Origin of the sequence: Streptomyces macrolidinus (assembly GCF_023887685.1) — a bacterium.
Taxonomy (GTDB): Bacteria; Actinomycetota; Actinomycetes; order Streptomycetales; family Streptomycetaceae; genus Streptomyces; species Streptomyces macrolidinus.
The window spans coordinates 198,456-222,841 of sequence record NZ_JAMWMR010000003.1 but is presented as its reverse complement, the minus strand read 5'-3'; the positions used below and the strand labels follow the sequence as shown (position 1 = coordinate 222,841).

The following is a 24,386-nucleotide window of genomic DNA, read 5'->3' as shown; positions in this document are numbered from 1 at the left end:
GCCGTACGCATGCCGTACGGCGGTGTGTTCCGGGTCTCACGCGCCGGGCCTCGCCCCTGCCACCTGAGGTTCCGGCCCTGCGACCGGGAGCGTCAGGCCTTGGCGGGCGCGGGCTCCGCCGTCGCGAAGGTCGCCTCCAGCTCCTTGCTGATCGCCCGCTCCACGAAGAACGCGGCCGTCGGGACCGTGCCCGCAAGCAGCACCCAGAGCTGCTTGCCGACCGGCCACTTCGCCTTGGCGCCCAGGTCGAAGGCGAAGACCAGGTAGAGGACGTAGAGCCAGCCGTGCGCGATGGCCACGACACGGGTGAGGTCGGCGGCGCCGCTCATGTCGAGGCCGTACTTGGCGACCATGCCGAGGCACAGCAGGACCAGCAGCACACCGGTGATGTAGGCCATGACGCGGTAGCGGGTCAGCACGCTTCGTTTCATGGGTACGAGCGTAACGGCCCGTTTCGGGCGATCTTCCGGCACCCCCGGCGGGGGTTCACCCGTCCTTCCCAGTGGGGTTCACGCGTCCTTGAAGTCCCCCGCGGCGACCCGGAGCGGGCGCAGCATCGCGAAGATCTCCCCGCACTCCTCCGCGTCGTACGCGCCGAGCCCGAAGTCCATCGCCATCAGCTCGCGGGTGGCCGCGTCGCACACCTCGCGGCCCTTGGCGGTGATGGAGGCGAGGATGCCGCGGCCGTCGTCGGGGTTGGGCCGCTTGGCGACGAGACCGGACTTCACCAGGCGGTCGACGGTGTTCGTCACGGACGTGGGGTGCACCATGAGCCGCTCGCCGATCGTGGACATCGGCAGCTCGCCCGCCTTGGAGAAGGTGAGCAGCACCAGCGCCTCGTAGCGCGCGAAGGTCAGTCCGTACGGCTTCACGACCGCGTCGACCTCGGCGAGCAGGATCTGCTGCGCCCGCATGATGGAGGTGATGGCGGCCATGGACGGCACGCTTCCCCATCGCTGCTTCCAGTGCTCGTCGGCGCGGGCGATGGGGTCGAAGGAGAGGCTGAGGGGCTTCGGCACGGCATCGACCTTACCGGCCGGTCACGGGGCGGTCAGCCCCGTTCCGTATGGCGGTCGCCCGGCCGGGAGCGGGCGCACACTGGAAGCGAAGGCCTGATGTCATGAACCGAGCGTGGGAGGTGGGCCATGAGCACCCTCGAAGAACACGTCGACATCAACGTACCGATCGACACCGCCTGGGACAGTCTTCATCAGGTGGAGAACTATCCGCGCTTCATGCAGGGCGTACGGGAGGCCCGTACGGAGACCGGCGGCCGGGCTCATCTGGACGTCGAGACGGGCGGCCCGACGCGGGAACTCGAGGCCGAGGTCTCCGACCGCGACCGGGACCGCGTGATGACGTGGCAGACCAAGGGCACCCCGCATCTGGAGGGCACCCTCTCGTTCCAGTCGATCGACCGGAACAACACCCGGGTCCAGGCGCGTGTCGAGTACGAACCCGACGCCGTACGGGAGTCGTTCGGCGGGCCGAAGGGCTTCGCCCAGGCGAACGCGATCGAACGGGTCGTCCGCGGTGATCTGGAGCAGTTCAAGGACTACGTCGAACGGGAGCGGTGAGCAGCGCAGGGCCCCGGTCCGCTTCCTGGGACCGGGGCCTTGCTGTCAGTTCTCCGGCTCACTCCGCGGAGAGGTACCGCTCCACCGTCTCCACCTTCGAGGTGAGGCCGTCCGTCACGGTCGGGCGGAGGTCCGCCTTCAGGACGAGCGAGACGCGCGGCGCGCGCGCCTCGACCGCCGCGACGGCGCGCTTCACCACGTCCATCACCTCGTCCCAGTCACCTTCGATCGAGGTGAACATCGCGTCGGTGCGGTTCGGCAGGCCCGATTCCCGGACGACGCGGACGGCGTCGGCGACGTACTCCCCCACGTCCTCGCCGACACCCAGGGGCGTCACGGAGAAGGCGACGATCACGCGGACACGACCCCTTCCTTGCGGGCCCGAGCGGCGATGACGGCGTCCTCGGCCTCACGACGCAGCTTGCGATCGGCGAAGAAGCCGCCGGTCGGCAGCACGGAGAGGACGAGGTAGAGGATGCCGGTCTTCGCGGACCACTTGGTGCGGTTCCAGGCATCCGCCCAGAAGACCAGGTACAGGATGAAGAGGATCCCGTGGATCGCGCCCATCACGGGCACCGCGTTGAAGTCCGTGGTGCGCTTGAGCACCGAGCAGACGAGCAGCAGCAGGAAGGAGACGGCCTCGGGGGCCGAGACCAGGCGGAGCCGTCGGAGGGCGGTGGCGGTCTTTATGTCCACGGGTCACCTTCGGTGGGAGAGTCGTCGGTTTGTGAACGCGCGCACAAGCGGCCCGCCCATTGTGACATCCGGAACCAAGCGAGCCGGACGCAGGGTGCGGGTATGGGCGGATATGGGCGGCCGGATCGGCGCGTATGCCTCTCAGGGCAGGATCAGGGTCCGAATCCCCCCATGGACTCTGTCCGCCCGGCCCGCCCGGCCGCTACCGTCACCCCGTGGCGATGTTCCGACTTCAGGACAGCAAGGTCCTGGCCGTCGACATGACCGGGGACGCCGTGAAGGCGAAGAACGGCTCCATGGTCGCGTACGACGGGCAGATGACGTTCAAGAAGCTCACCGGCGGCGGTGACGGGATACGGGGGATGGTGACCCGGCGGCTCACCGGCGAACGGATGGCCGTGATGGAGGTGAAGGGCCACGGGACGTGCTGGTTCGCGGACCGGGCCGCCGAGATCAACCTCGTGCAGCTCCAGGGGGAGAAGCTGTACGTCGAGTCGAGCAACCTCCTCGCGACGGACGCGGGTCTGCGGACGGGTACGACCTTCACCGGGCTGCGCGGTGCCTCGCAGGGCAACGGCCTGTTCACGACGACCGTCGAAGGCCACGGCCAGGCGGCGATCATGTCGGACGGCCGGGCGGTGGTGCTGCGGGTGAGCGCGCAGTACCCGCTGACCGTCGACCCGGGGGCGTACGTCGCGCACCAGGGGAACCTGCGGCAGACGCTCCAGTCCGGAGTGACGTTCCGTACATTCATGGGCGAGGGCGGCGGCGAGGCCTTCCAGATCCGTTTCGAGGGGGACGGACTGGTCTACGTCCAGCCCAGCGAGCGCGACACGATCGCGGGGGACCTCTGAGATGGGCTTCCGCGAAGTCAACGCGAAGATGATCGAGGCGACGGTCGTGCCGGGGCAGCGCCTGTACAGCCAGCGGGGCGCGATGCTCGCCTACCGGGGCGAGGTCTCCTTCACCCCGGACATCCAGGGCGGCCAGGGCGGGGTCATGTCGATGATCGGCCGCCGGATCGCCAACGAGGCGACGCCGCTGATGTCGGTCGAGGGCAACGGCACGGTGCTGTTCGGGCACGGCGGCCACCACGTCCATGTGATCGAGCTGACGGGCGACACGCTGTACGTCGAGGCGGACCGCCTGCTCGCCTTCGAGGGCACGCTGCGGCAGGGCACGATGTTCATGGGCTCGCAGGGCGGCGTGATGGGCATGGTGCGCGGCCAGGTCACGGGCCAGGGCCTGTTCACGACCACCCTCGCCGGGCACGGCGCGGTCGCGGTGATGGCGCACGGCGGCGTCTTCGAGGTGCCGATCACCCCGCAGCGCCCGGTCCATGTCGACCCCCAGGCGTATGTCGCGCACCACGGCGAGGTGCGCAACAAGCTCTCCACGGCGATCGGTTGGCGGGAGATGGTGGGCCGCGGCTCCGGCGAGGCGTTCCAGTTGGAGCTGAGCGGCAACGGTGTGGTGTACGTCCAGGCGTCGGAGGAGAAGCTGTGAGCGGCCACCCGGGCACCTGCCCCGTGATCTTCGACCCTATGACGCTGCCCGCCGACGACAACGTCAACGACTACACCTTCTGCGTGGAGTTGAAGGGGAGCCAGTGGTTCCTGCAGAAGGGCAAGATGATCGCCTACTACGGCGGGATCGAGTTCAACGGCATCGGGCACGGCCCGCTGGACCATCTGGTGCAGGCGTCGTTCCACTCGCCGCTGCACGCGAGCGACTGGGTGGTGGCGCAGGGCTCGGGCAAGATGCTGCTCGCCGACCGGGCCTTCGACGTGAACTCCTTCGACCTGGACGAGGGCAATCTGACCATCCGTTCGGGCAACCTGCTCGCGTTCCAGCCGAGTCTCTCGCTGAAGCAGTCGATCATTCCGGGATTCCTGACGCTGATCGGAACCGGCAAGTTCGTGGCCGCGTCGAACGGACCGGTGGTGTTCATGGAACCCCCGATCCGGGTGGATCCGCAGGCCCTGGTCGGCTGGGCCGACTGTCCGTCGCCGTGCCATCACTACGACCACGGGTATCTGCGGGGCGTATGGGGCGGTCTGCGCGGGCTGACGGGGATCGGCGGGGCCTCCGGGGAGGAGCATCAGTTCGAGTTCGTCGGGGCGGGCACGGTCCTGCTCCAGTCCACGGAGACACTCATGTCCGAGCAGGACAGGGGCGCGGTGCCGCACGAGCCCGGCGTGCCGGGCGGCGGGGCGTCGCACGGGCAGCAGCAGGGGGCGACGCGGCTTCCGGGGCAGCTCGGAGATCTCTCGCGCCGCTTCGGGCTGTGAGCGATAGTCTGCGGAGTGTGACGTCGTCGAACGCGTGCCCAGAACGTCACCACCCTCACTAGTTCATCTTTCAACCTCTTAGGTAGACTTCACTCATGGACACCGAGACGGCCACCCCCTGGCTGACCGAAGCGGAGCAGTGCGCCTGGCGCACCCACCTGGAGGTCAACAGGCTGTTGACCTACCAGCTCGAAAGGGATCTCCAGCCGTTCGGTCTGACCATGAACGACTACGAGATCCTGGTGAACCTCTCGGAGTCGGAGGGCCGGCGCATGCGCATGAGCGACCTCGCCGCCGCCACCCTCCAGTCCAAGAGCCGCCTCTCGCATCAGATCACCCGTATGGAGAACGCGGACCTGGTCCGCCGCGAGAACTGCGAGTCCGACCGCCGAGGCCTGTTCGCGGTGCTCACGGACCATGGCATGGAGACGATGGCGAAGGTCGCGCCCCACCATGTGGCCTCCGTACGACGCCACTTCATGGACCTGCTGTCCGCCGAGGACATGAAGCATCTGCACAGCTCGCTGCGCCCGATCGCCGACCACTTGCGCGGGCAACGCGGCAAACCGTGACGACCGGTTCCGGGCCGCCCTCACGGCGGCCCGGAACCCCGGCTACGGGCACCCTGTTTCGGGCAGCGGGATCCGCGCGTGGGTCCGGCCCGTGGACCCGAGGCACAGGCCCAGGGCGACGGATGCCAGGGCCACCGCCCCCGACAGCGCGAAGCACAGCCCCAGCGGCAGATGCGCCACCAGCGCCCCCACCGCCGCCGAACCGCCCGAACCGCCCGCGTTGACCGCCGTGTTGACCCACGCGCCCGCCTGCGTACGGAAGCCCGGCGGGGCGGACTCGTCCGCGACCAGGTACGCCGTCGTCAGGGCCGGGGCGACGAAGAACCCGGCGCAGGCCACGACCACCGTGAACACGCCGAGGCCGGGCGCGAGTCCCGCCAGGGCCAGTACCAGCCCCAGGGCCGCCGCCGACAGGGACAGCCGTACCCGCGCGGGGATGCCCGTGAGGGCGCCGTTGAGCAGACCGCCCACCGCGCTGCCCGCCGACAGGGCCGCGAGGACCCAGGCCACGACGCCGCCGCCGTGGTGCCGCTGGTCGGCGAAGGCCATGACCAGGAGTTCCACGGCACCGAGCGCCAGCCCGACCCCGGCCGCCACGGCCACCGGCTGCGCGATGGCCCGCCCGCCGCGCACGCGCCGCGCGTCACCGGGACCTTCCGCCCCGACCTCCGCGGGCCGCAAGCGGGCGACGGCCGGGGAGGCGACGAAGGCGGCGGTACCCGCCCCGACGAGCAGCGCGCTCAGCGCCACCCCGGCCGCGGGCGGCATGACCTGGACGAGCGCACCCACGACCAACGGCCCACAGACGAACAGGACTTCCTCGGCGACCCCGTCCAGGCTGTAGGCCCGCCGCAGCAACTCTCCGTCCCCCAGGAGTTCGCTCCACACGGCGCGCATCGTGGGCCCCAGCGGGGGCGTACAGGCGCCCGCAGCGACGGTGACCGCGCCCAGCACCGCCACGGGCGCGCCGGGGCGCCAGGCGAGCGCGGCGAGCAGGGTGAGCAGCGCCGCGTACAGACCGGCCAGGGGGACGAGGGCCCGGCGCGCTCCGCGCCGGTCGACCAGGGCCGCCCTGAGGGGCGACAGGAACACGCTCGCGGCCCCGAACAGGGCCATGAGCGTTCCGGCCACGGCGTACGACCCGGTCGCCCGGGTCACCGTGAGCATCACGGACAGTGAGACGGTCCCGTACGACAGCCGGGCGACGAGGGCGGCGCCGAAGGTGCGGCGGGCGTACGGGACACGGAGGACGGCGGCATACGAAGGCCGCCCTGAAGAAGGCGTGGACACGCGGGAGTTCCTCGGGAGAAGGCAACAGGGGACGCCGAACGGCCGCGACGACCACGGTCGTTCACCGTGCGTCGATCGCGGGCCGGGGCGGGCCCTAGGCCAAGAGGAGGAACATGCGGGTCAAGTTACCAACGCGGGCAGGGGGTTGGCCACACGCTTACGGTCGGCCGCTGCCCGGCGGCTCAGTTGTTCGTCAGGCCCGCGACCAGTTCGTCCGCCGCGCGGTAGGGGTCCAGGTCCCCCGCCACGATGCGTTCGGCCAGGGCGCCTAGGTGGCGGTCGCCGTGCAGGTCGCCGATGCGTTCGCGCAGGGCGGTCACCGCGATGGTCTCGACCTCGTGGGCGGCGCGGGCCAGGCGGCGTTCCGTGAGGACCCCGTGCTCCTCCATCCACGCCCGGTGCTTCTCCAGCGCCTCGACGACCTCCTCGACGCCCTCGCCGCGGGCGGCGACCGTCTTCACGATCGGCGGGCGCCAGTCGCCGGGGGACCGCGCCTCGCCGAGGCCCAGCATGTGGTTCAGCTCGCGGGCGGTCGCGTCCGCGCCGTCGCGGTCGGCCTTGTTGACGACGTAGACGTCGCCGATCTCCAGGATGCCCGCCTTCGCGGCCTGGATGCCGTCGCCCATCCCGGGGGCCAGCAGCACCACCGAGGTGTCGGCCTGGGAGGCGATCTCGACCTCGGACTGGCCGACGCCGACCGTCTCCACCAGGATCACGTCGCAGCCCGCCGCGTCCAGGACGCGGATGGCCTGCGGGGCGGCCCAGGCCAGGCCGCCCAGATGTCCGCGGGTGGCCATCGAGCGGATGTAGACGCCGGGGTCCGAGGCGTGCTCCGACATCCGGACGCGGTCGCCGAGGAGCGCGCCGCCCGAGAAGGGCGAGGAGGGGTCGACCGCCAGGACGCCGACCCGCTTGCCCTGCTTGCGGTACGCGGTCACGAGCGCGGACGTGGACGTGGACTTGCCGACGCCCGGGGACCCGGTGAGGCCGACGACGTAGGCGTTGCCCGTCAGCGGCGCGAGGGCCGCCATGACCTCCCTGAGCTGTGGGGACGCCCCCTCCACCAGGGAGATCAGCCGGGCCACGGCCCGCGGCCTGCCTTCCCTGGCCTGGGCCACCAGTGAGGAGACGTCCTGCATCACAGCTCCGTTCGACTCGTTACGTACTGACTGTTCAGGCCTTGGGAACGCGCACGATCAGCGCGTCGCCCTGGCCGCCGCCGCCGCACAGCGCCGCCGCGCCGACCCCGCCGCCGCGCCGCCTCAGCTCCAGGGCGAGGTGGAGGACAAGCCGGGCGCCGGACATGCCGATCGGGTGGCCGAGGGCGATGGCACCGCCGTGCACATTCACCTGTTCGGTGGAAACTCCCAGGTCCTTCATTGACTGCACGGTGACGGCCGCGAACGCCTCGTTGATCTCGATCAGGTCGAGATCCGAGACCTCCAGGCCCTCCTTCTTCAGCGCGTGCAGGATCGCGTTCGACGGCTGCGACTGCAAAGAGTTGTCCGGTCCCGCGACGTTCCCGTGGGCGCCGATCTCGGCGATCCACTCCAGGCCCAGCTCCTGCGCCTTGGTCTTGCTCATCACGACGACGGCCGCGGCGCCGTCCGAGATCTGCGAGGAGGTCCCGGCCGTGATCGTGCCGTCCTTGGTGAACGCCGGGCGCAGCTTCGCCAGCGACTCCACCGTCGTGTCGGCGCGGATGCCCTCGTCCTTGCTGAAGACGACCGGCTCGCCCTTGCGCTGCGGCACCTCGACCGGGGTGATCTCCGCCTCGAAGACGCCGTTCTTCTGCGCGGCGGCGGCCCGCTGGTGGGACAGGGCGGCGATCTCGTCCTGCTCCTTGCGGCCGATGCCGAGGCGCGCGTTGTGCTTCTCGGTGGACTCGCCCATGGCGATGCCCTCGAAGGAGTCGGTCAGGCCGTCGTGCGCCATCGCGTCGAGCATCTGCACCGCGCCGTACTTGTAGCCCTCGCGGGACTTCGGCAGCAGATGCGGGGCGTTGGTCATGGACTCCTGGCCGCCCGCGACGACCACGTCGAACTCACCGGCGCGGATGAGCTGGTCCGCGAGCGCGATCGCGTCGAGGCCCGACAGACAGACCTTGTTGATGGTCAGGGCCGGGACACTCATCGGGATGCCGGCCTTGACCGCGGCCTGGCGCGCCGGGATCTGCCCTGCCCCGGCCTGGAGCACCTGCCCCATGATCACGTACTGCACCTGGTCGCCGCCGATGCCCGCGCGGTCCAGAGCGGCCTTGATCGCGAAGCCGCCGAGATCGGCTCCGGAGAAGGACTTGAGCGAGCCGAGCAACCGCCCCATCGGCGTACGGGCGCCGGCGACGATCACCGAGGTCGTGCTGTTCGTTCCTGACATGAGCTGCGATCCCCTTCCGGCCTGCACAGCCGAGGAGTGAACGAGGGTTTACATCGAATGTACTGAGCGGTACCGCACCACGTCATCGGGCCGTCAGTGTGATCGCGCGCACGTTGCGTAACCGGCGCCGGAGCGCTGCACTGACACCATGCTGACGCGAATCGACCACATCGGGATCGCCTGTTTCGACCTGGAGAAGACCGTCGAGTTCTACACCTCGACGTACGGCTTCACGGTGTTCCACACCGAGGTGAACGAGGAACAGGGGGTGCGCGAAGCCATGTTGAAGATCAACAACACCGACGACGGCGGCGCCTCCTACCTCCAACTGCTCGAACCGGTCCGCGAGGACTCCACCGTCGCCAAGTGGCTGGCGAAGAACGGCGAGGGCGTGCATCACATCGCCTTCGGCACGGCGGACGTCGACACCGACGCCGCGGACATCCGCGACAAGGGTGTGCGGGTGCTCTACGAGGAGCCACGGCGCGGCTCCATGGGGTCGCGGATCACCTTCCTGCACCCCAAGGACTGCCACGGTGTCCTCACAGAACTGGTCACTTCGGCGGCCGTTGAGTCACCTGAGCACTGACTACCGCACATCAGGGCTTGTAGGGTTGGGGCGGTCGCCGCTCCCACCAGGGCGACACGTCCCGTCGTGGTGGCGGGACGCGAGTCCGGGGTCCGGGTTTCGGGGGACGAGCGTCAGGGGCGGCAGCCCATGCTCCGCCGTTGATCTGACACCATTCCCCGGGGGTCCCGTTCGGCGGATGGACGGGACTCGTTTGGAGAGACTTGCGACCAGGGGACGGATGGGACCGCGCAGTGCGGGGCTACGAACGCCAGGAGCGAGAGCCGGCGGCTGACGTCGACCACCTCTCTCGGTTCGAGGCCGAGATGGAGCGGCTGAAGACCGAGCGGGAGAAGGCGATCCAGCACGCCGAGGACCTCGGCTACCAGGTCGAGGTGCTGCGCGCCAAGCTGCACGAGGCGCGGCGCACGCTCATGTCCCGTCCCGCCTACGACGGGTCCGACATCGGCTATCAGGCCGAACAGATGCTGCGCACCGCGCAGATGCAGGCCGACCAGATGCGGGCGGACGCCGAGCGCGAGCTGAGCGAGGCGCGCGCGCAGACGCAGCGCATCCTTCAGGAGCACGCGGAGCAGACCGCCCGTCTCCAGGCCGAGCTGCACACGGAGGCGGTCACCCGCCGCCAGCAGCTCGACCAGGAGCTGGCCGAGCGCCGCCGCACGGTCGAGTCGCACGTCAACGAGAACGTGGCGTGGGCCGAGCAGTTGCGCGCCCGCTCCGAGTCCCAGGCCCGGCGGCTGGTCGACGAGTCGCGGGCCGAGGCCGAGCAGGCCCTGGCCGCCGCGCGCGCCGAGGCCGAGCGGATCACCGCCGAGGCCCGGCAGCGGCTGCACAACGACGCCGAGGCCGCCCGCGCGGAGGCCGACCAGATCCTGCGCCGGGCCCGCGCGGACGCCGAGCGGCTGCTGAACGCCGCCTCCGCGCAGGCCCAGGAGGCCACCGACCACGCCGAGCAGGTGCGCTCCGCCACCGCGAGCGAGTCGGAGGCGGCGCGGCGGCAGGCGGCCGAGCTGAGCCGGTCCGCCGAGCAGCGGATGTCCGAGGCCGAGTCGGCGCTGCGCGAGGCGCGCGCCGAGGCCGACAAGGTCGTCGCCGAGGCGAAGGAGGCCGCCGCCAAGGCCCTCACCACCGCCGAGGCGACCAACGAGCAGCGCACGCGCACGGCCAAGGAGCAGGTCGCCCGCCTGGTCACGGAGGCCACGAAGGACGCCGAGGCCACCAGGGCCGAGGCCGAGCAGGTCGTCGCGGACGCCAGGGCCGAGGCCGAGAAGCTGGTCGCGGAGGCCGCCGAGAAGGCGCGCACCATCACGGCCGAGGAGTCCGCCTCCCAGCTCGCCAAGACGGCCCGTACGGCCGAGGACGTACTGAACAAGGCGTCCGCGGACGCCAAGGCGACCACCAAGGCCGCCGCCGAGGAGGCCGAGCGGATCCGCGCGGAGGCCGAGGCCGAGGCGGACCGGCTGCGCGCCGAGGCGCACGAGATCGCCGAGCAGCTCAGGGGCGCGGCGAAGGACGACATCGAGGAGTACCGCGCCAAGACGGTCGAGCTGCAGGAGGAGGCGCGCCGACTGCGCGGCGAGGCCGAGCAGTTGCGCTCCGACGCGGTCGCCGAGGGCGAGCGGATCCGCTCCGAGGCGCGCCGTGAGGCGGTCCAGCAGATCGAGGCGGCGGCCAAGACCGCCGAGGAGCTGCTCACCAAGGCGAAGGCCGACGCGGACGAGCTGCGGTCGACGGCGACCGCCGACAGCGAGAAGGTGCGTACGGAGGCCGCCGAGCGCGCCTCGGTGATGCGCCGCCAGGCCGAGGAGGCGCTGGAGCAGGCCCGCGAGGAGGCCGAGCGGCTGCGCACCGAGGCCGCCGAGCAGTCCGCGGCGGTCAAGGAGGAGGCCGAGCGGGCCGCGCACGAGCTGCGCGAGGAGACCGAGCGGGGCGTGGAGACCCGCCGCGCCGAGGCCGCACAGGAGTTGACGCGTCTTCAGTCGGAGGCCGAGCAGCGGCTCGCCGACGCCGAACAGGCGCTCCGCGAGGCCCGCGAGGAGACCGAGCGGCTCCGCCAGGAGGCCGTCGAGGAGACCGAGCGGCTGCGGGCCGAGGCCGCCGAGCGGGTGCGTACGCTCCAGGCGCAGGCCGAGGCCGAGGCCGAGCGGCTGCGCACGGAGGCCGCGGCCGACGCGTCCGCCTCCCGCGCGGAGGGCGAGGCCGTCGCCGTTCGGCTGCGCACGGAGGCCGCGGCCGAGGCCGAGCGGCTGAAGACGGAGGCGCAGGAGACCGCGGACCGCGTGCGGGCCGAGGCGCAGGCCGCGGCCGAGCGGCTGGGCGCCGAGGCCACGGAGACGCTGGCCGCCGCACAGGAGGAGGCCGACCGGCGCCGCCGCGAGGCGGAGGAAGTCCTCGGTACGGCGCGCGAGGAGGCCGACCGCGAGCGCGAGCGGGCCCGCGAGCAGAGCGAGGACCTGCTCGCCGTGGCACGCGCCCGGGTCGAGGAGGCCCAGGCGGAGGCCGTCCGGCTGGTCGAGGAGGCCGACCGGCGCGCGACCGAGATGGTGGCGGCGGCCGAGCAACACGCCGAGCAGGTACGGGAGTCCGTGGCCGGGCTCCAGGAGCAGGCGCAGGAGGAGATCAGCGGTCTGCGCTCCGCCGCCGAGCACGCCGCGGAGCGTACGCGCACCGAGGCGCAGGAGGAGGCGGACCGGCTGCGGGCCGACGCCCACGCCGAGCGCGAGCGGGCCGGTGAGGACGCGAACCGTGTCCGGCAGGAGGCCGCCGAGGCGTCGGAGGCCGCCAAGTCCCTTGCGGAGCGCCTGGTTTCGGAGGCCACCGCCGAGGCCGAGCGGGTCCGTTCGGATGCCGCCGAGCACGCCCAGCGGGTGCGTACGGAGGCGTCGGACACCATCGCCTCGGCCGAGCAGAACGCGGCGCGTACGCGGGCCGACGCCCGGGAGGACGCGAACCGGATCCGGTCGGACGCGGCCACCCAGGCCGACACCCTCATCACGGAGGCCGCATCGGAGGCCGAGCGGCTGACCACCGAGACGGCCGCCGAGACCGAGCGGGTCCGGGCCGAGTCCGTGGCCCAGGCCGAGAAGCTGCTCGCGGACGCCGCCGGTGAGGCGGAGCGGCTGCGCGCGGAGGCCGCCGAGACGGTCGGGTCCGCACAGCAGCACGCGGAGCGGATCCGCAGCGAGTCGGAGCGGCTCAAGGCGGCGGCGGAGGCCGAGGCCGAGCGGCTCACCGCGGCGGCGCGCGAGGAGGCCGAGCACACGCTGGACGAGGCCCGCAAGGACGCCAACAAGCGGCGTTCGGAGGCGGCCGAGCAGGTCGACACGCTCATCACGGAGACCGCCGCCGAGGCGGACAAGCTGCTCGCGGAGGCGCAGCAGGCCGCGCTCAAGACGACGGCGGACGCCGAGGCGCAGGCCGACACGATGGTGGGCGCCGCCCGTACGGAGGCCGAGCGGCTGCTCGCCGAGGCGACGGTCGAGGGCAACGGCCTGGTGGAGCGGGCCCGTTCGGACGCGGACGAACTCCTCGCCGGGACGCGCCGGGACGCGACCGCGATCCGGGAGCGCGCGGAGGAGATGCGCGAGCGGCTCACGACCGAGATCGAGGAGCTGCACGAGCGGGCGCGTCGCGAGTCGGCCGAGACGATGAAGACGGCGGGCGAGCGGTGCGACGCGCTGGTGAAGGCCGCCGAGGAGCAGTTGGCGAAGGCCGAGGAGCAGGCCAAGGAGACGGTCTCGGAGGCCAAGTCCGAGGCGAGCAAGGTGCGGATCGCCGCGGTCAAGAAGGCCGAGGGGCTGCTGAAGGAGGCCGAGCAGAAGAAGGCCAAGCTCGTCGCCGAGGCGGAGAAGATCAAGGCGGAGGCCATCCGCGAGGCCCGCGAGGCGGTCGAGGAGGGCAAGCGGGAGCTGGCGGTCCTGGTGCGCCGCCGCGAGGACATCAACGCGGAGATCTCCCGTGTCCAGGACGTCCTGGAGGCGTTGGAGTCCTTCGAGACCCCGTCCGGCAAGGACGGGGGCCGGGACTCCGGTGTCAAGGCGGGTGCCGGCGCGGGCGGGACACGTTCGGGTGGCAAGGGATCAGACAGCTAGCGCTGAACGACAGTTGTGTGCTTGACGGTGCGTTTCCCTCGGGTTCTGGCAAGACCCCGGGGGGTCCACCACCCAAAAGAGGTGTCATTCTCCAGATCAAACGTGCATCCGCTCGATGACACGCCGCTAAGAGGCCTAGGATTTCCTCTATCACCTCACCGGTCTCATTCGACAGGAACCCCATGAGCGACACTTCCCCCTACGGCTTCGAGCTTGTGCGGCGTGGGTACGACCGCGCTCAGGTGGACGAACGGATCTCCAAGCTCGTCTCCGACCGTGACAGCGCTCTCACCCGCATCACCGCCCTGGAGAAGCGGATCGAGGAACTCCACCTCGAGACGCAGAACGCCCAGGCGGCCGTCACCGACGCCGAGCCGTCCTACGCGGGTCTCGGCGCGCGCGTCGAGAAGATCCTTCGCCTCGCCGAGGAAGAGGCCAAGGACCTGCGCGAGGAGGCCCGTCGCGCTGCCGAACAGCACCGTGAGCTGGCCGAGTCCGCCGCCCAGCAGGTGCGCAACGACGCCGAGTCGTTCGCCGAGGAGCGCAAGGCCAAGGCCGAGGACGAGGGCGTCCGGATCGTCGACAAGGCCAAGAGCGACGCCGCGCAGTTGCGTTCGGAGGCGCAGAAGGACGCGCAGTCCAAGCGCGAGGAGGCGGACGCCCTCTTCGAGGAGACCCGTGCCAAGGCCGCGCAGGCCGCCGCCGACTTCGAGACGAACCTCGCCAAGCGCCGCGAGCAGTCCGAGCGCGACCTGGCGTCCCGTCAGGCCAAGGCCGAGAAGCGGCTGGCCGAGATCGAGCACCGCGCGGAGCAGCTCCGCCTGGAGGCCGAGAAGCTGCGTACGGACGCCGAGCGCCGCGCCCGTCAGACGGTCGAGACGGCCCAGCGCCAGGCCGAGGACATCGTGGCCGACGCCAACGCCAAGGCGGACCGCATCCGTTCGGAATCCGAGCGCGAGCTGGCGGCCCTCACCAACCGCCGCGACTCGATCAACGCCCAGCTCACCAACGTCCGCGAGATGCTGGCGACGCTCACGGGCGCGGCGGTGGCCGCGGCCGGTGCGCCGGCCACGGACGACGAGCCGGTCTCCCGTGGGGTCCCGGCCCAGCAGTCCCGGTAGGTCGAAGCGCCGGCGCGCTGACCTCCGCGAAGCCCTCCGTCACCTCGTGCCGGAGGGCTTCGCGCTGCTCAGGGCAGCACCCACGACGGATCTCAGCGAGCTGACCTGGGAGGTTTTACTCTCTCTTGGGCGGAACCGTCAGCGCCCCGTTATGCTCCTAACTCTTACGGGGGCAGCACGCGCCCCGACGTCCTGAACCTTCCGATGGGTGCGGAGCATGATCGAGGCAGTCGGCCTGACGAAGCGCTACGGCGCCAAGACGGCCGTGTACAACCTTTCCTTCCAGGTGCGGCCGGGTGCCGTCACCGGCTTCCTCGGGCCGAACGGCTCGGGCAAGTCGACGACCATGCGCATGATCCTCGGCCTGGACAACCCCACCTCGGGGCAGGTGACGATCGGCGGCTATCCCTACCGCAAGCTGCCGAACGCCTCGCGCCAGGTCGGCGCCCTGCTCGACGCCAAGGCCGTGCACGGCGGCCGGACGGCCCGCAACCATCTGCTGAGCCTGGCCCAGCTCTCCGGCATCCCGGCCCGCCGGGTCGACGAGGTGCTCGGTGTCGTCGGCCTCCAGGACGTGGCGGGCAAGCGCTCCAAGGGGTTCTCGCTCGGCATGGGCCAGCGGCTCGGCATCGCCGCCGCGCTCCTCGGCGACCCCCAGGTGCTCCTCTTCGACGAGCCGGTCAACGGCCTCGACCCCGAGGGCATCCTGTGGGTGCGCAACCTCATGAAGTCCCTTGCGGCGGAAGGCCGTACGGTCTTCGTCTCCTCCCATCTGATGAGCGAGATGGCGCTCACCGCCGATCACCTGATCGTGATCGGGCGCGGCCAGTTGCTGGCCGACATGAGCGTCACGGACTTCATCTCCGCCAACTCCGCCGACTTCGCGCGCGTCCGTACGCCGGGCAGCGAGCCGGAGCAGCGCGAGAAGCTGACGACCGCGCTGACCGAGGCGGGCGGCCAGGTGCTGCCCGAGCAGGACGGCGCGCTGCGCGTCATGGGCCTGCCGCTGCCGCGTATCAGCGACATCGCGCACGAGACCGACGTCCGCCTGTGGGAGCTGTCGCCCCATCAGGCGTCGCTGGAGGAGGCGTACATGCGGATGACGCAGGGCGCCGTGGACTACCGCTCGACGACCGACCAGCGGGCCGGGCTCCAGCAGCCGCTGCCGCCCGGGGTCCAGCCCCCGATGCCGGTGCCGGGACAGGGTCAGCCGGACTGGTACGCCCCGCCGCCGCCCCAGCAGGGCGGACAGCCCTTCGCGATGCCGGGACAGATGCCGGGGCAGATGCCGGGACAGCCGCCCGCGAGCCCCTACGGCGCCCCCGCGGCGCCCGCCGCCCCGACCGGGCAGCCGAACCCCTACGCCCAGCCCGCCGCAGCACCCGCGGCCCAGCCCGCTCCGACCAAGTCCGAGGACGCCCGATGAGTACGCCCCAGCCTCCGCTGCCGCAGGCCGCGCCCGCCTGGCAGGCGGCCCCGGCCCCCGGTTCCGACCTGCCCGCCTACACGTCCCCGATCCCGATCGTGCGGACCACCTTCCTGCACGCCGTCTCCTCGGAGTGGACGAAGATCAAGTCGCTGCGCTCCACGGTGTGGACGCTCGGGGTCTTCGTCCTGCTGGTGGTCGGCATCGGGCTCGCCACGGGCGCGCTGGTGGCGAACTCGTCGGCGAGCCTGCACGACGACAGCCCGCTGCCGCTCGGCTTCTTCGGCCTGCTCCTCGGCAGCATGTGCATCATCACGCTGGGCGTGCTCACCACGGCGTCGGAGTACGGCACCGGCATGATCCGCACCACGATGACGGTGTGCCCCAGCCGCGGCAGGGTGCTGGCGGCGAAGGCGGCCGTGTTCTTCCTCATCGCCTTCGTGATCACCCTGGTGACCACCGCGTTCGTCGCCTTCGTGCAGGTGGCGATGGTGAAGGACAGCGGCGCCGGGGACCCGACCGGCGAGCAGTGGCTGAAGGCCACGGTCGGCGTCAGCCTCTACATCGCGCTGCTCGGGCTGCTCTCGCTCGCGATCGGTTCGATCGTGCGGCACTCCGCGGGCGCCATCGCCACCATGATCGGCGCGGTGCTCGCCCCGCTCGTCATCGCGCTGTTCATGATGGCGGAGTCCCTGGAGCGCGTGCGCAACGCCCTGTTCGAGTACTCGATCCCGAGCCAGCTCAGCGTCTTCTACGCCAACTCCCTGACGGATTCCGGCCCTTCGGGCTGGGACCCGCTGTGGATCATCCTGGGCGTGACGGCCGCCGCCATCGTGGGCGCCTGGCTGCTGCTGGAGCAGCGCGACGTGTAGGAGGTCCGGTACCTCGGCTCAGTTCAGTACCTCGGCGCGTTACGAGACCGCTGCACCCGTGTGGTGCGGCGGTCTCTGGCGTTCCAGCAGGCCTTGTGCCAGTGCCGCCGGTCGTCCACGCCCGCGTGCTCGGGCCAGGCCACCACATGCGGGACGCCGGAGGGGATCACCTGGTCGCAGCCGGGGCAGCGGTAGGTCTTGCCCTGGACGGCGGCGCCCGCGACATGGCGCACGCTCCACTCCTCGCCCTGCCAGTGCTCGGTGGCCTGACGGCCGCCGTAGCGCGAGATCGCGTCGTCCTCGCTCCGGCCGAACGAGCCGGCGCCCTTGGGTCGGTTGCGACGCGGGGACACTGAACACCTCACAGGCTGTACGGGGATGGGAGCCGCATCCAGCGTACGACGCACCCGCGCCGAGGGGCGCACATCACCCATCCCGGCGGATCACCCACCCATCCGCACATTCTCCAGACAATCCGCAAATCCCGCCGTCCCGCCGTGACTTGGGCACATGTCAGGCAGTTATGCCGGGCAGGGGAGCTCCGCGTCGGAGCCAGGAAAGCAGGAAGTGCGATGCGCGTGGGAAGTTTTGTACTGGCGGCCCAGTTCCCGGGGCAGGGCCAGGGGGAGGCGCTGCACCGCGCGGTGCGGTCGGCCGAGGTCGCCGAGGAAGCGGGGCTGGACACGGTGTGGCTGGCCGAGCACCACTTCGTGCCGTACGGCACGTGCCCGTCGGCGATCACCCTGGCGGCGCTGCTGCTGGGCCGCACCCGCCGGATCAGGGTCGGTACGGCGGTGAGCGTCCTGCCCACCGCCCATCCGGTGGCGCTCGGCGAGCAGGCCGCCCTGCTGCATCTCACCTCGGGCGGGCGCTTCTCGCTCGGGGTGGGCCGCGGCGGGCCGTGGGTGGATCTGGAGGTCTTCGGCTCGGGGCTCGGGGCGTACGAGACGGGGTTCCCGGAATCACTCGATCTGCTGGTGCGCTGGTTGCGCGAACCGTCCGTGGCAGCCGAGGGGGAACGATTCACCTTCCGTGAGGTCCCGGTGGTCCCGCGGCCCTCGGAGTCCCTCACCGAGACCGCGGGGCCCGAGGTCGTCGTCGCCTGCACCTCGCCGACGAGCGTACGGCTGGCGGCCGAGCGCGGGTTGCCGATACTGCTCGGCATGCACACGGGGGACGAGGAGAAGGCCGAGATGATCGCCCTGTGGCGGCGGACCGCACAGGCGGCCGGGATCGACGCGCGGGTGATCGCGGAGGCCGGTCATGTCTCGGCCGGTGTCTGCCAGATCGCGGACCGGCGCACGGACGCCGCCGAGGCACTGACGAAGGCGATGCCGGGTTGGCTGAAACAGGGTCTCGACGCGCATGTGACGGTCGACGGACGGACCCGTTCCATGCGGGATCCGCTCGCCTACACCGAACTGCTCTGCGGGCTGCACCCGGTGGGCACGCCCCGGCTGTGCGCCGACCGGCTCGCGGCGACCGCGGAGCGCACCGGCATCTCCCGCTTCGCGCTGCTCGTCGAGGGCTCCGGCGACCTCGCGGCGACGGAGGAGAACGTACGACGGCTGGGCGCCGAGGTACTCCCCCAGCTCCGCTGAGCCGGACGGAGAGCGGCTTGCCGCTCCGGGGAACGGGTACGGCACACCCGTAGCCGGAGCGGCAGGCCCAGGGCCTGTTGCGGTCGTTCCCGCGTCAGCAGTCGCGCAGTTCCGGCGATTGGTTGAGCAACTGATTGCGGACCGAGGTGAAGCGAGCCAGCGTGTCGTCCACCGAGGAGTCCAGCGGGAACACGGCCACCCGGTGGCAGTTCTGGAAGGCCAGGCGCACTCCGAAGTGCCGCTGCAAGGCGCCTCGTATCGCGTCACTCGCAAGCGCACGCAGCAGTTGTCCACGTGCCTGCTCGTCCGGCGGGGGCGTCTGGTTGTCGGCGAACGGTCCGCCGTCGACCTTCAGCTGGGCCACCAGGGAGCTGATCATCTCCCATGCGTAAGGCAGGGAAGTCCGGACGCAGTCGACGAAATCGGCTTCGTCGACCTCGCCTCGCTCGGCCTGCTCCAGGAGGGCCGGTGAGACGTCGAGCGACATGGGTTCTCCTCTCGCACCCCTGAGGACCAGGGGCTGATGGACAGGGCAGGGAGTTCGCACGCGCTGTCGAACACGCTGTGTACACGCCGCACGACCTCCCGGTTACTACCGTAAGCACCGGCCGGGGGCCGCACCAGGAGAATGCGCACACAGGGCACTTCCACTACGTACACAACCGGCCAGTAACGAAACGGCACAAGACGGGAGATACGGGGGGCGCGACGGGGACCGACGAGGGTCGAGGGGCGCTCGGTGCGGGCGGAGGAGACGGGGACGCGGGCGGTCCGGAGGGACCCCTGGGGGTGGGTCGCGGGCCGGGCGGACGTCGGCTCCCCGGGGCGAATCGCGTCGGGGCGGGGGCGTCGAGTAGCGTTGCCGACCATGCGTCTCGTCATTGCCCGGTGTTCCGTCGACTACGCGGGCCGGCTCACCGCCCACCTTCCCTCCGCGCCCCGTCTGATCCTGGTCAAGGCGGACGGCAGCGTCTCCATCCACGCGGACGACCGGGCCTACAAGCCCCTCAACTGGATGTCGCCGCCCTGCACGCTCAAGCAGGGCTCGGGCGACGACGAGGGTGTCTGGACCGTCATCAACAAGGCGGGCGAGAAGCTGATCATCACCATGGAGGAGGTCCTCCACGACTCCTCGCACGAACTCGGCGTGGACCCCGGCCTGATCAAGGACGGCGTGGAAGCGCACCTCCAGGAACTGCTCGCCGACCGCATCGAGACCCTCGGCGAGGGCTACACGCTCATCCGCCGCGAGTACATGACGGCGATCGGCCCCGTGGACATCCTGTGCCGGGACGCCGAGGGGCAGACCGTCGCGGTGGAGATCAAGCGGCGCGGCGAGATCGACGGCGTGGAACAGCTCACGCGCTACCTCGACCTCCTCAACCGCGACCCCCATCTCGCCCCGGTCCGCGGCATCTTCGCGGCCCAGGAGATCAAGCCCCAGGCCCGCGTCCTCGCCACGGACCGCGGCATCGGCTGCACGATCCTGGACTACGACGCCCTACGAGGCATCGAGGACGACAAGCTGCGCCTGTTCTGAGCGACGCCACGCCTACGACGAGGGCCGGATCCGCGCCCTGCGAACCCGGCCCTCCGTCATGACGGAAGCCCGGTCAAGTCTCGGAACCCGACGCACTCGGCCGCGCCCCCAGAAGGCCGGGACCGCGCGCTGCGGAACCGGCCCCCCCTCGTGGCGCGAGTGTGGTCAGATCACCGGGCCCGACGCGCTCGGTGAGCCCGTGTCGTTGCTCGGCGGTGTGCTCGCGGAGCGGGTCGTCGGGGCCGGGCCGCTGGCCGAGTTGGAGGCGGGGGGTGTGAGGGACTCCGGGGGTGACTGCGGGGTGCCGGTCTCCGTCGGGGTCAGCGTGCTCGGCGGGGTCGGCGGGGTCTTCGACGGCGCCGGGGACGTCGGCTTGTCCGTCGGCTTGTCTGTGGGCTTGTCCGTGGGGCGCTCGGAGTCGGGCGGTGTGGACGCGGGCGTCGACTCCGGTTCCGACGACGGGGCCGACGGCTCCCCCGAGCCCGTAGGGCCGTCCGACGGGTCGCTGTCCGTGCTGCTCGGCGACGGCGAGCCCGAGGGGCTGCTCGTGCCGTCCGGGCCGGAACCCGTCGAGACGGGGGCGTCGTTCACCGCCGAACCGCCTGAGCCGCCGCCCGACTGGTCCGACTGGTCCGCGTCGAGGCCGTCGTCCCCCGCGTCCTGGCTCACGGACGGGCCCCCGCCGACCTTCTCGTTCGGGAGGTCGTCACCGTTGCCCGACGTCACGCCGAGCGTGACGACCGTGCCGAGCACGGCCACCAGCACCGCCCCGGCGCCCGCCGCCACCAGATTCCGCCGGGTGCCCTTCACCATCCCGCGCACGCGCCCCCGCACGCGCCCGGCCTTCGGCGCCGGCTTCGGCGTGGCCTGCTGCGCGGGCGGCGTGGTGATGCCGATGAGTTCGGTGGTCGCGAAGCCCGCCGGTACCGGCGGGCCCGGCTCCTCGGGCCGCGCGAGGGGCAGTTCCTCGGTGGGCCCGCCGGACGGTACGGCCCCGGTGCGGTCCGTGACCAGCGCGAGGGCGCGCCGCCCGGCGACCGTGCCGCGCTTGTCGGCGAGGGCGCCGCGCAGCCCGATGGACGCCTCCAACTCGGCGCGCGCCCGCTCCAGTTGGCCGGAGCACAGCGCGAGGATGCCCAACTCGTGGTGGAAGTAGGCCTGATCGCTCACCTCTCCGGCGAGCCGGGACGCCTCCACACCGAAGCGCAGCGCCCGCTCCCAGGCGCCCCACTGCAACCCCGCGGCGAACGCGGGCGCGGCCTGCCGGGCCAGGCGTACGGCAGCGCTCTCCTCGCCCTCGGCGGGGGGTCGCGTGCCGGGGACGAGGAGGGCCAGCGCGGCCAGCAGGGCGTCCGCCTCCGCCGAGACCCGCTCCGGGGTGACCGAGGGGTGCCCGGCCCACCAGGCGTAGTGCTGGGCGGCCTTGAGCCCGTACTCCTCGGCCCCGGTCCCGTACCCCGCGGCCTCCAACTGCGTCTGCACCCCGGCGGCGAGCCGGTAGCGGGAGCCGACCGGGGAGACCAGCGCGCAGTCGACGAGTTCGGCGAGGGCCGCGTCCGCGTGGTTCTCGTCGGCGAGCGCCGGAAGGTGGGTCTGGTGGGGCACCTCGCCGCCGAGCGCGACCGCGAACTTGAGGGCCTCGCGCGCCGAGGGGCTCAGCCGGGAGGCGAGCAGCGGGGCGGGCGCGGCGGCCTCGGCGAGCGAGGGCAGCGGCTCCTCGGGCGCGACCCGGTCGTCGGCGGGGGCATCGGCAGGGGCGTCGGCGGAGGCGTCCGCGGCGGCGTCCTCGTACGCGCCGAACGCCTCCAGCAGGTCACCGGCCCCGCGCCGCCCGTCACGCTGGCGCAGCAGCGCCCCGGCCTGGAGGAAGCGCAGCGGCAGCCCTTCGGACTCGAACCACAGGTCACCGGCCCACTGCGCCTCCTCCTCGCTGAGGACACGGCCGATCGCGCGCTCGACGAGTTCGAGGCCGCCCGCGCGGTCGAGCCCGCCGAGGGCGACCTCCTCGATCTGCGCGTCGGCGGAGGGCGGCGGTACGTCGGGCGTGGCCGCCAGCAGGAAGGCGCACTCGGGGGTCGCGTCGAGCAGCTCGTCCAGCGCGCCGCCGCCGAACTCCAGGTCGTCGAGGACGACGACGGCGCCGATCTCCCGTACGTACGCGAGCAGTTGGTCCCGGTCGGGCCGGTACAGCGGCGCCTTGTGGACGGCGGCGAAGAGGTCGTCCAGGAGGTCGCTCGTGGTGCGCCGGTAGCCGCTGAGGCGGACCACGCCGTCGGGCGCGAGGTCCGCGCAGTCCTCGGCGACGACGTCCAGGAGCGCACTGCGGCCGGAGCCCGAAGGCCCGGTGAGGCGGATCGACTGGCCGCGCGCGAGCAGCCGTACGAGCCGTGCACGGTCGTCCTGGCGCTCAAGCAGCGGCAGTCGGGGCCGCGTGGCCCCGGGCGGCATGGGCGGGCGCGCGGCACGCGCGAGTTCGGCCCGCTCGGCGGCGGTGTGCTTGCCGGGCCGGGCAGGCCGCTCGCCGGGCCGTACGGCCTCTATCTCGCTGCCGTCGACGGGGTTGATCGTGACCAGGAAGTCACCCGCCACGAGCTGGACGGTGCGGGCGAGCGCCGGCGCGGGCTGGACGAAGTCCGGTGCGGCGGGGTCCCGCGGCGGGCGCTGGCGTGGCGTGTCACGGTCATCGTCATGGCCGTACGCGTCGGGTTCCCGGGTGTTCGGGTCCATGTAAAGGTCCTTGCCCCCAAAGCAGTGAGAGGGTGTCGGGCGGCGGGCAGCCGAACCCTAAACCTTCGCACAGTATCTCCGACAAGCCGGGGTGCCGGTCCGCCCGAGAGGTCACAGCCTCGTGAGGATTGCACCCGACGCGCGTTTCGTAGGCGTTCGCTCCTGCGACGCGCGCCCCGCAATGCCTCCTGATCCCCAGGTGACCCGTCACACGCGGGGCAGCGACTCCACCCCGATACCGCCTTCGATGGCCAGGATCCGGTGCAACCGGGTGGCGACCAGCAGGCGTTGCATCTGCGGTGGCACGTGCCGCAGCACCAGCCGTCGGCCACAGCGCCCGGCCCGCCGGTGGACCCCCATGATCACGCCGAGCCCGGTGGCGTCCCAGGACTCGAGTTCGGACAGATCGAGCACCAGGTCGCCGGATCCGTCGTCGACGGCCGAGTGCAGGACCGTACGGGCGTCCGCCGCGCTGTGGACGTCGAGGCGGCCCCCGACGACCAGCCCGGCGTGGTCGCCCCTGATGTACATATGCGCTCCCCGTGAGTGCGTTGAGTGCGTGGTCGTCGTACTCCGCGTTCTGGTTGTGCAACATCTGACTGCGTTCAGGGCAATCAGGTTGCCGTCCGTGAGCGAATCGATACCGAATTCACCCCCTGAGGTGACACCTCAGGGGGGTGTGCGGTGGCGGAACGGTCAGATCCGTACGTTCGGTACGCGGCCGGTGGTGCTCGGTACGACGCGCGCGCTCAGTACGAGTAGAAGCCCTGCCCGCTCTTGCGGCCGATGTCACCGGCGTCCACCATCCGGCGCATCAGCTCCGGCGGGGCGAACTTCTCGTCCTGGGACTCGGTGTAGATGTTGCCGGTGGCGTGCAGCAGGATGTCGACGCCGGTGAGGTCGGCGGTGGCCAGCGGGCCCATCGCGTGGCCGAAGCCCAGCTTGCAGGCGAGGTCGATGTCCTCGGCGGTGGCCACGCCCGACTCGTACAGCTTGGTGGCCTCCACGACGAGCGCGGAGATGAGGCGGGTCGTCACGAACCCGGCCACGTCGCGGTTGACGACGATGCAGGTCTTGCCGACTGACTCGGCGAACTCCCGCGCGGTGGCGAGGGCTTCGTCGCTCGTCTTGTAGCCGCGGACCAGCTCGACGAGCTTCATCATCGGGACGGGCGAGAAGAAGTGCACGCCGACGACGCGCTCGGGGTGCGCGGTGGCCGCCGCGATCTTGGTGATCGGGATGGCGGAGGTGTTGGACGCGAGCACGGCGTCCTCGCGGACGATCTTGTCGAGCGACCGGAAGATCTCGTGCTTGACCTCGAGCTTCTCGAAGACGGCCTCGACCACGATGTCCGCGTCGGCGACGGCGTCGAGGTCGGTGGTGGCCGCGATGCGCGCGATCGCCTCGTCGGCGTCGTGGGCCTCCATCTTGCCCTTGCTCACGAACTTCTCGTACGAGGCCTTGATGGCGTCCGTGCCGCGCGTCAGCGCCTCGTCCGTGACGTCACGCAGGACGACGTCCCAGCCGGCCTGAGCGGATACCTGGGCGATGCCGGAACCCATGAGTCCGGCCCCGATGACGGCAAGCTTCCGTGCCACTGTGCGACTCCCCTGACGC

At 71.7% G+C, this 24,386-nt stretch carries 24 protein-coding genes; 12 read left to right on the top strand and 12 right to left on the bottom strand.

Annotated elements, in window-relative coordinates:
- Positions 1-92: 92 nt before the first annotated feature.
- On the bottom strand, positions 93-431 hold the full coding sequence (locus NGF19_RS05090) for a DUF3817 domain-containing protein (protein ID WP_252422455.1): 339 nt from the start codon (positions 429-431) through the stop codon (positions 93-95).
- A gap of 78 nt (positions 432-509) precedes the next feature.
- Entirely contained in the window at positions 510-1,019 is a 510-nt protein-coding gene (locus NGF19_RS05085) for a MarR family winged helix-turn-helix transcriptional regulator (protein WP_252422454.1), read from the bottom strand.
- A gap of 126 nt (positions 1,020-1,145) precedes the next feature.
- Between NGF19_RS05085 and NGF19_RS05080 the strand changes: the two genes are divergently transcribed.
- Positions 1,146-1,577 (top strand): SRPBCC family protein, encoded by a 432-nt coding sequence (locus NGF19_RS05080; RefSeq protein WP_252422453.1) that lies wholly within the window; start codon positions 1,146-1,148, stop codon positions 1,575-1,577.
- 58 nt (positions 1,578-1,635) lie between these two features.
- Here NGF19_RS05080 and NGF19_RS05075 read toward each other — a convergent pair whose 3' ends face one another.
- Positions 1,636-1,932, bottom strand: coding sequence for an MTH1187 family thiamine-binding protein (locus NGF19_RS05075; RefSeq protein WP_252422452.1), 297 nt, complete (start codon positions 1,930-1,932; stop codon positions 1,636-1,638).
- Positions 1,929-2,273: a DUF3817 domain-containing protein gene (locus NGF19_RS05070; RefSeq protein WP_252422451.1), complete on the bottom strand. Its 345-nt coding sequence runs from the start codon at positions 2,271-2,273 to the stop codon at positions 1,929-1,931. The genes NGF19_RS05075 and NGF19_RS05070 overlap by 4 nt, the downstream gene beginning before the upstream one ends.
- A gap of 221 nt (positions 2,274-2,494) precedes the next feature.
- Here NGF19_RS05070 and NGF19_RS05065 point away from each other — a divergent pair, with 221 nt between their 5' ends.
- The 4 genes from NGF19_RS05065 to NGF19_RS05050 all read left to right on the top strand — a co-directional run bounded on the left by NGF19_RS05065 (position 2,495) and on the right by NGF19_RS05050 (position 5,136).
- On the top strand, positions 2,495-3,127 hold the full coding sequence (locus NGF19_RS05065; protein ID WP_252422643.1) for an AIM24 family protein: 633 nt from the start codon (positions 2,495-2,497) through the stop codon (positions 3,125-3,127).
- Between the two features lies 1 nt (position 3,128).
- Complete coding sequence (locus NGF19_RS05060) at positions 3,129-3,779, top strand: AIM24 family protein (protein ID WP_252422450.1); 651 nt, start codon at positions 3,129-3,131, stop codon at positions 3,777-3,779.
- 38 nt (positions 3,780-3,817) lie between these two features.
- Positions 3,818-4,564: an AIM24 family protein gene (locus tag NGF19_RS05055; RefSeq protein WP_289734415.1), complete on the top strand. Its 747-nt coding sequence runs from the start codon at positions 3,818-3,820 to the stop codon at positions 4,562-4,564.
- A 95-nt stretch (positions 4,565-4,659) separates the two neighbouring features.
- The gene (locus NGF19_RS05050) at positions 4,660-5,136 is read left to right on the top strand and encodes a MarR family winged helix-turn-helix transcriptional regulator (protein WP_252422448.1); all 477 of its coding nucleotides are present in this window, start codon (positions 4,660-4,662) and stop codon (positions 5,134-5,136) included.
- A 42-nt stretch (positions 5,137-5,178) separates the two neighbouring features.
- Here the strand turns inward: NGF19_RS05050 and NGF19_RS05045 are convergent, their stop codons facing one another.
- From NGF19_RS05045 to NGF19_RS05035, 3 genes are all read right to left on the bottom strand, one after another.
- On the bottom strand, positions 5,179-6,426 hold the full coding sequence (locus tag NGF19_RS05045) for an MFS transporter (RefSeq protein ID WP_252422447.1): 1,248 nt from the start codon (positions 6,424-6,426) through the stop codon (positions 5,179-5,181).
- Between the two features lie 182 nt (positions 6,427-6,608).
- Entirely contained in the window at positions 6,609-7,565 is a 957-nt protein-coding gene (gene meaB, locus NGF19_RS05040) for a methylmalonyl Co-A mutase-associated GTPase MeaB (RefSeq protein WP_252422446.1), read from the bottom strand.
- A gap of 34 nt (positions 7,566-7,599) precedes the next feature.
- Positions 7,600-8,802 (bottom strand): acetyl-CoA C-acetyltransferase, encoded by a 1,203-nt coding sequence (locus NGF19_RS05035; RefSeq protein ID WP_252422445.1) that lies wholly within the window; start codon positions 8,800-8,802, stop codon positions 7,600-7,602.
- A gap of 148 nt (positions 8,803-8,950) precedes the next feature.
- Here NGF19_RS05035 and mce point away from each other — a divergent pair, with 148 nt between their 5' ends.
- The 5 genes from mce to NGF19_RS05010 all read left to right on the top strand — a co-directional run bounded on the left by mce (position 8,951) and on the right by NGF19_RS05010 (position 16,901).
- Entirely contained in the window at positions 8,951-9,391 is a 441-nt protein-coding gene (gene mce / locus NGF19_RS05030; protein ID WP_252422443.1) for a methylmalonyl-CoA epimerase, read from the top strand.
- A 233-nt stretch (positions 9,392-9,624) separates the two neighbouring features.
- Entirely contained in the window at positions 9,625-13,482 is a 3,858-nt protein-coding gene (gene scy, locus NGF19_RS05025) for a polarized growth protein Scy (protein ID WP_252422442.1), read from the top strand.
- 182 nt (positions 13,483-13,664) lie between these two features.
- The gene (locus tag NGF19_RS05020) at positions 13,665-14,603 is read left to right on the top strand and encodes a coiled-coil domain-containing protein (protein WP_252422441.1); all 939 of its coding nucleotides are present in this window, start codon (positions 13,665-13,667) and stop codon (positions 14,601-14,603) included.
- Positions 14,604-14,820: 217 nt separating this feature from the next.
- The gene (locus NGF19_RS05015) at positions 14,821-16,029 is read left to right on the top strand and encodes an ABC transporter ATP-binding protein (RefSeq protein ID WP_252422440.1); all 1,209 of its coding nucleotides are present in this window, start codon (positions 14,821-14,823) and stop codon (positions 16,027-16,029) included.
- Entirely contained in the window at positions 16,026-16,901 is an 876-nt protein-coding gene (locus NGF19_RS05010) for an ABC transporter permease (protein ID WP_252422439.1), read from the top strand. Before NGF19_RS05015 ends, NGF19_RS05010 begins: the two co-directional genes overlap by 4 nt.
- A 23-nt stretch (positions 16,902-16,924) precedes the next feature.
- On the opposite strand, the gene NGF19_RS05005 is transcribed toward NGF19_RS05010, so the two are convergent.
- Positions 16,925-17,254 carry an Rv1322 family protein gene (locus NGF19_RS05005; RefSeq protein WP_252422438.1) on the bottom strand — a complete coding sequence of 110 codons (330 nt, stop codon included), beginning with the start codon at positions 17,252-17,254 and terminating at the stop codon, positions 16,925-16,927.
- A 219-nt stretch (positions 17,255-17,473) separates the two neighbouring features.
- Between NGF19_RS05005 and NGF19_RS05000 the strand changes: the two genes are divergently transcribed.
- Entirely contained in the window at positions 17,474-18,502 is a 1,029-nt protein-coding gene (locus NGF19_RS05000) for an LLM class flavin-dependent oxidoreductase (protein ID WP_252422437.1), read from the top strand.
- Between the two features lie 94 nt (positions 18,503-18,596).
- Here the strand turns inward: NGF19_RS05000 and NGF19_RS04995 are convergent, their stop codons facing one another.
- Positions 18,597-18,989: an SCO5389 family protein gene (locus NGF19_RS04995; RefSeq protein WP_252422436.1), complete on the bottom strand. Its 393-nt coding sequence runs from the start codon at positions 18,987-18,989 to the stop codon at positions 18,597-18,599.
- A 381-nt stretch (positions 18,990-19,370) separates the two neighbouring features.
- Between NGF19_RS04995 and nucS the strand changes: the two genes are divergently transcribed.
- Positions 19,371-20,042: an endonuclease NucS gene (gene nucS, locus NGF19_RS04990; RefSeq protein WP_252422434.1), complete on the top strand. Its 672-nt coding sequence runs from the start codon at positions 19,371-19,373 to the stop codon at positions 20,040-20,042.
- Positions 20,043-20,207: 165 nt separating this feature from the next.
- Here nucS and NGF19_RS04985 read toward each other — a convergent pair whose 3' ends face one another.
- The 3 genes from NGF19_RS04985 to NGF19_RS04975 form a co-directional block, all read right to left on the bottom strand.
- Entirely contained in the window at positions 20,208-22,769 is a 2,562-nt protein-coding gene (locus tag NGF19_RS04985) for an ATP-binding protein (RefSeq protein ID WP_252422432.1), read from the bottom strand.
- A gap of 207 nt (positions 22,770-22,976) precedes the next feature.
- On the bottom strand, positions 22,977-23,300 hold the full coding sequence (locus NGF19_RS04980; RefSeq protein WP_252422429.1) for an STAS domain-containing protein: 324 nt from the start codon (positions 23,298-23,300) through the stop codon (positions 22,977-22,979).
- Positions 23,301-23,518: 218 nt separating this feature from the next.
- Positions 23,519-24,367 (bottom strand): 3-hydroxyacyl-CoA dehydrogenase family protein, encoded by an 849-nt coding sequence (locus NGF19_RS04975; RefSeq protein WP_252422426.1) that lies wholly within the window; start codon positions 24,365-24,367, stop codon positions 23,519-23,521.
- Between the last annotated feature and the right edge of the window lie 19 nt (positions 24,368-24,386).

Excerpts from the sequence above, each read along its gene's own strand:
- NGF19_RS05090 (WP_252422455.1), bottom strand. The coding sequence starts at position 431 with ATGAAACGAAGCGTGCTGACCCGCTACCGCGTCATGGCCTACATCACC.
- NGF19_RS05080 (WP_252422453.1), top strand. The coding sequence starts at position 1,146 with ATGAGCACCCTCGAAGAACACGTCGACATCAACGTACCGATCGACACC.
- NGF19_RS05065 (WP_252422643.1), top strand. The coding sequence starts at position 2,495 with ATGTTCCGACTTCAGGACAGCAAGGTCCTGGCCGTCGACATGACCGGG.
- NGF19_RS05060 (WP_252422450.1), top strand. The coding sequence starts at position 3,129 with ATGGGCTTCCGCGAAGTCAACGCGAAGATGATCGAGGCGACGGTCGTG.
- NGF19_RS05055 (WP_289734415.1), top strand. The coding sequence starts at position 3,818 with ATGACGCTGCCCGCCGACGACAACGTCAACGACTACACCTTCTGCGTG.
- NGF19_RS05050 (WP_252422448.1), top strand. The coding sequence starts at position 4,660 with ATGGACACCGAGACGGCCACCCCCTGGCTGACCGAAGCGGAGCAGTGC.
- meaB (WP_252422446.1), bottom strand. The coding sequence starts at position 7,565 with ATGCAGGACGTCTCCTCACTGGTGGCCCAGGCCAGGGAAGGCAGGCCG.
- NGF19_RS05035 (WP_252422445.1), bottom strand. The coding sequence starts at position 8,802 with ATGTCAGGAACGAACAGCACGACCTCGGTGATCGTCGCCGGCGCCCGT.
- mce (WP_252422443.1), top strand. The coding sequence starts at position 8,951 with ATGCTGACGCGAATCGACCACATCGGGATCGCCTGTTTCGACCTGGAG.
- NGF19_RS05020 (WP_252422441.1), top strand. The coding sequence starts at position 13,665 with ATGAGCGACACTTCCCCCTACGGCTTCGAGCTTGTGCGGCGTGGGTAC.
- NGF19_RS05015 (WP_252422440.1), top strand. The coding sequence starts at position 14,821 with ATGATCGAGGCAGTCGGCCTGACGAAGCGCTACGGCGCCAAGACGGCC.
- NGF19_RS05010 (WP_252422439.1), top strand. The coding sequence starts at position 16,026 with ATGAGTACGCCCCAGCCTCCGCTGCCGCAGGCCGCGCCCGCCTGGCAG.
- NGF19_RS05000 (WP_252422437.1), top strand. The coding sequence starts at position 17,474 with ATGCGCGTGGGAAGTTTTGTACTGGCGGCCCAGTTCCCGGGGCAGGGC.
- NGF19_RS04995 (WP_252422436.1), bottom strand. The coding sequence starts at position 18,989 with ATGTCGCTCGACGTCTCACCGGCCCTCCTGGAGCAGGCCGAGCGAGGC.
- nucS (WP_252422434.1), top strand. The coding sequence starts at position 19,371 with ATGCGTCTCGTCATTGCCCGGTGTTCCGTCGACTACGCGGGCCGGCTC.
- NGF19_RS04985 (WP_252422432.1), bottom strand. The coding sequence starts at position 22,769 with ATGGACCCGAACACCCGGGAACCCGACGCGTACGGCCATGACGATGAC.
- NGF19_RS04980 (WP_252422429.1), bottom strand. The coding sequence starts at position 23,300 with ATGTACATCAGGGGCGACCACGCCGGGCTGGTCGTCGGGGGCCGCCTC.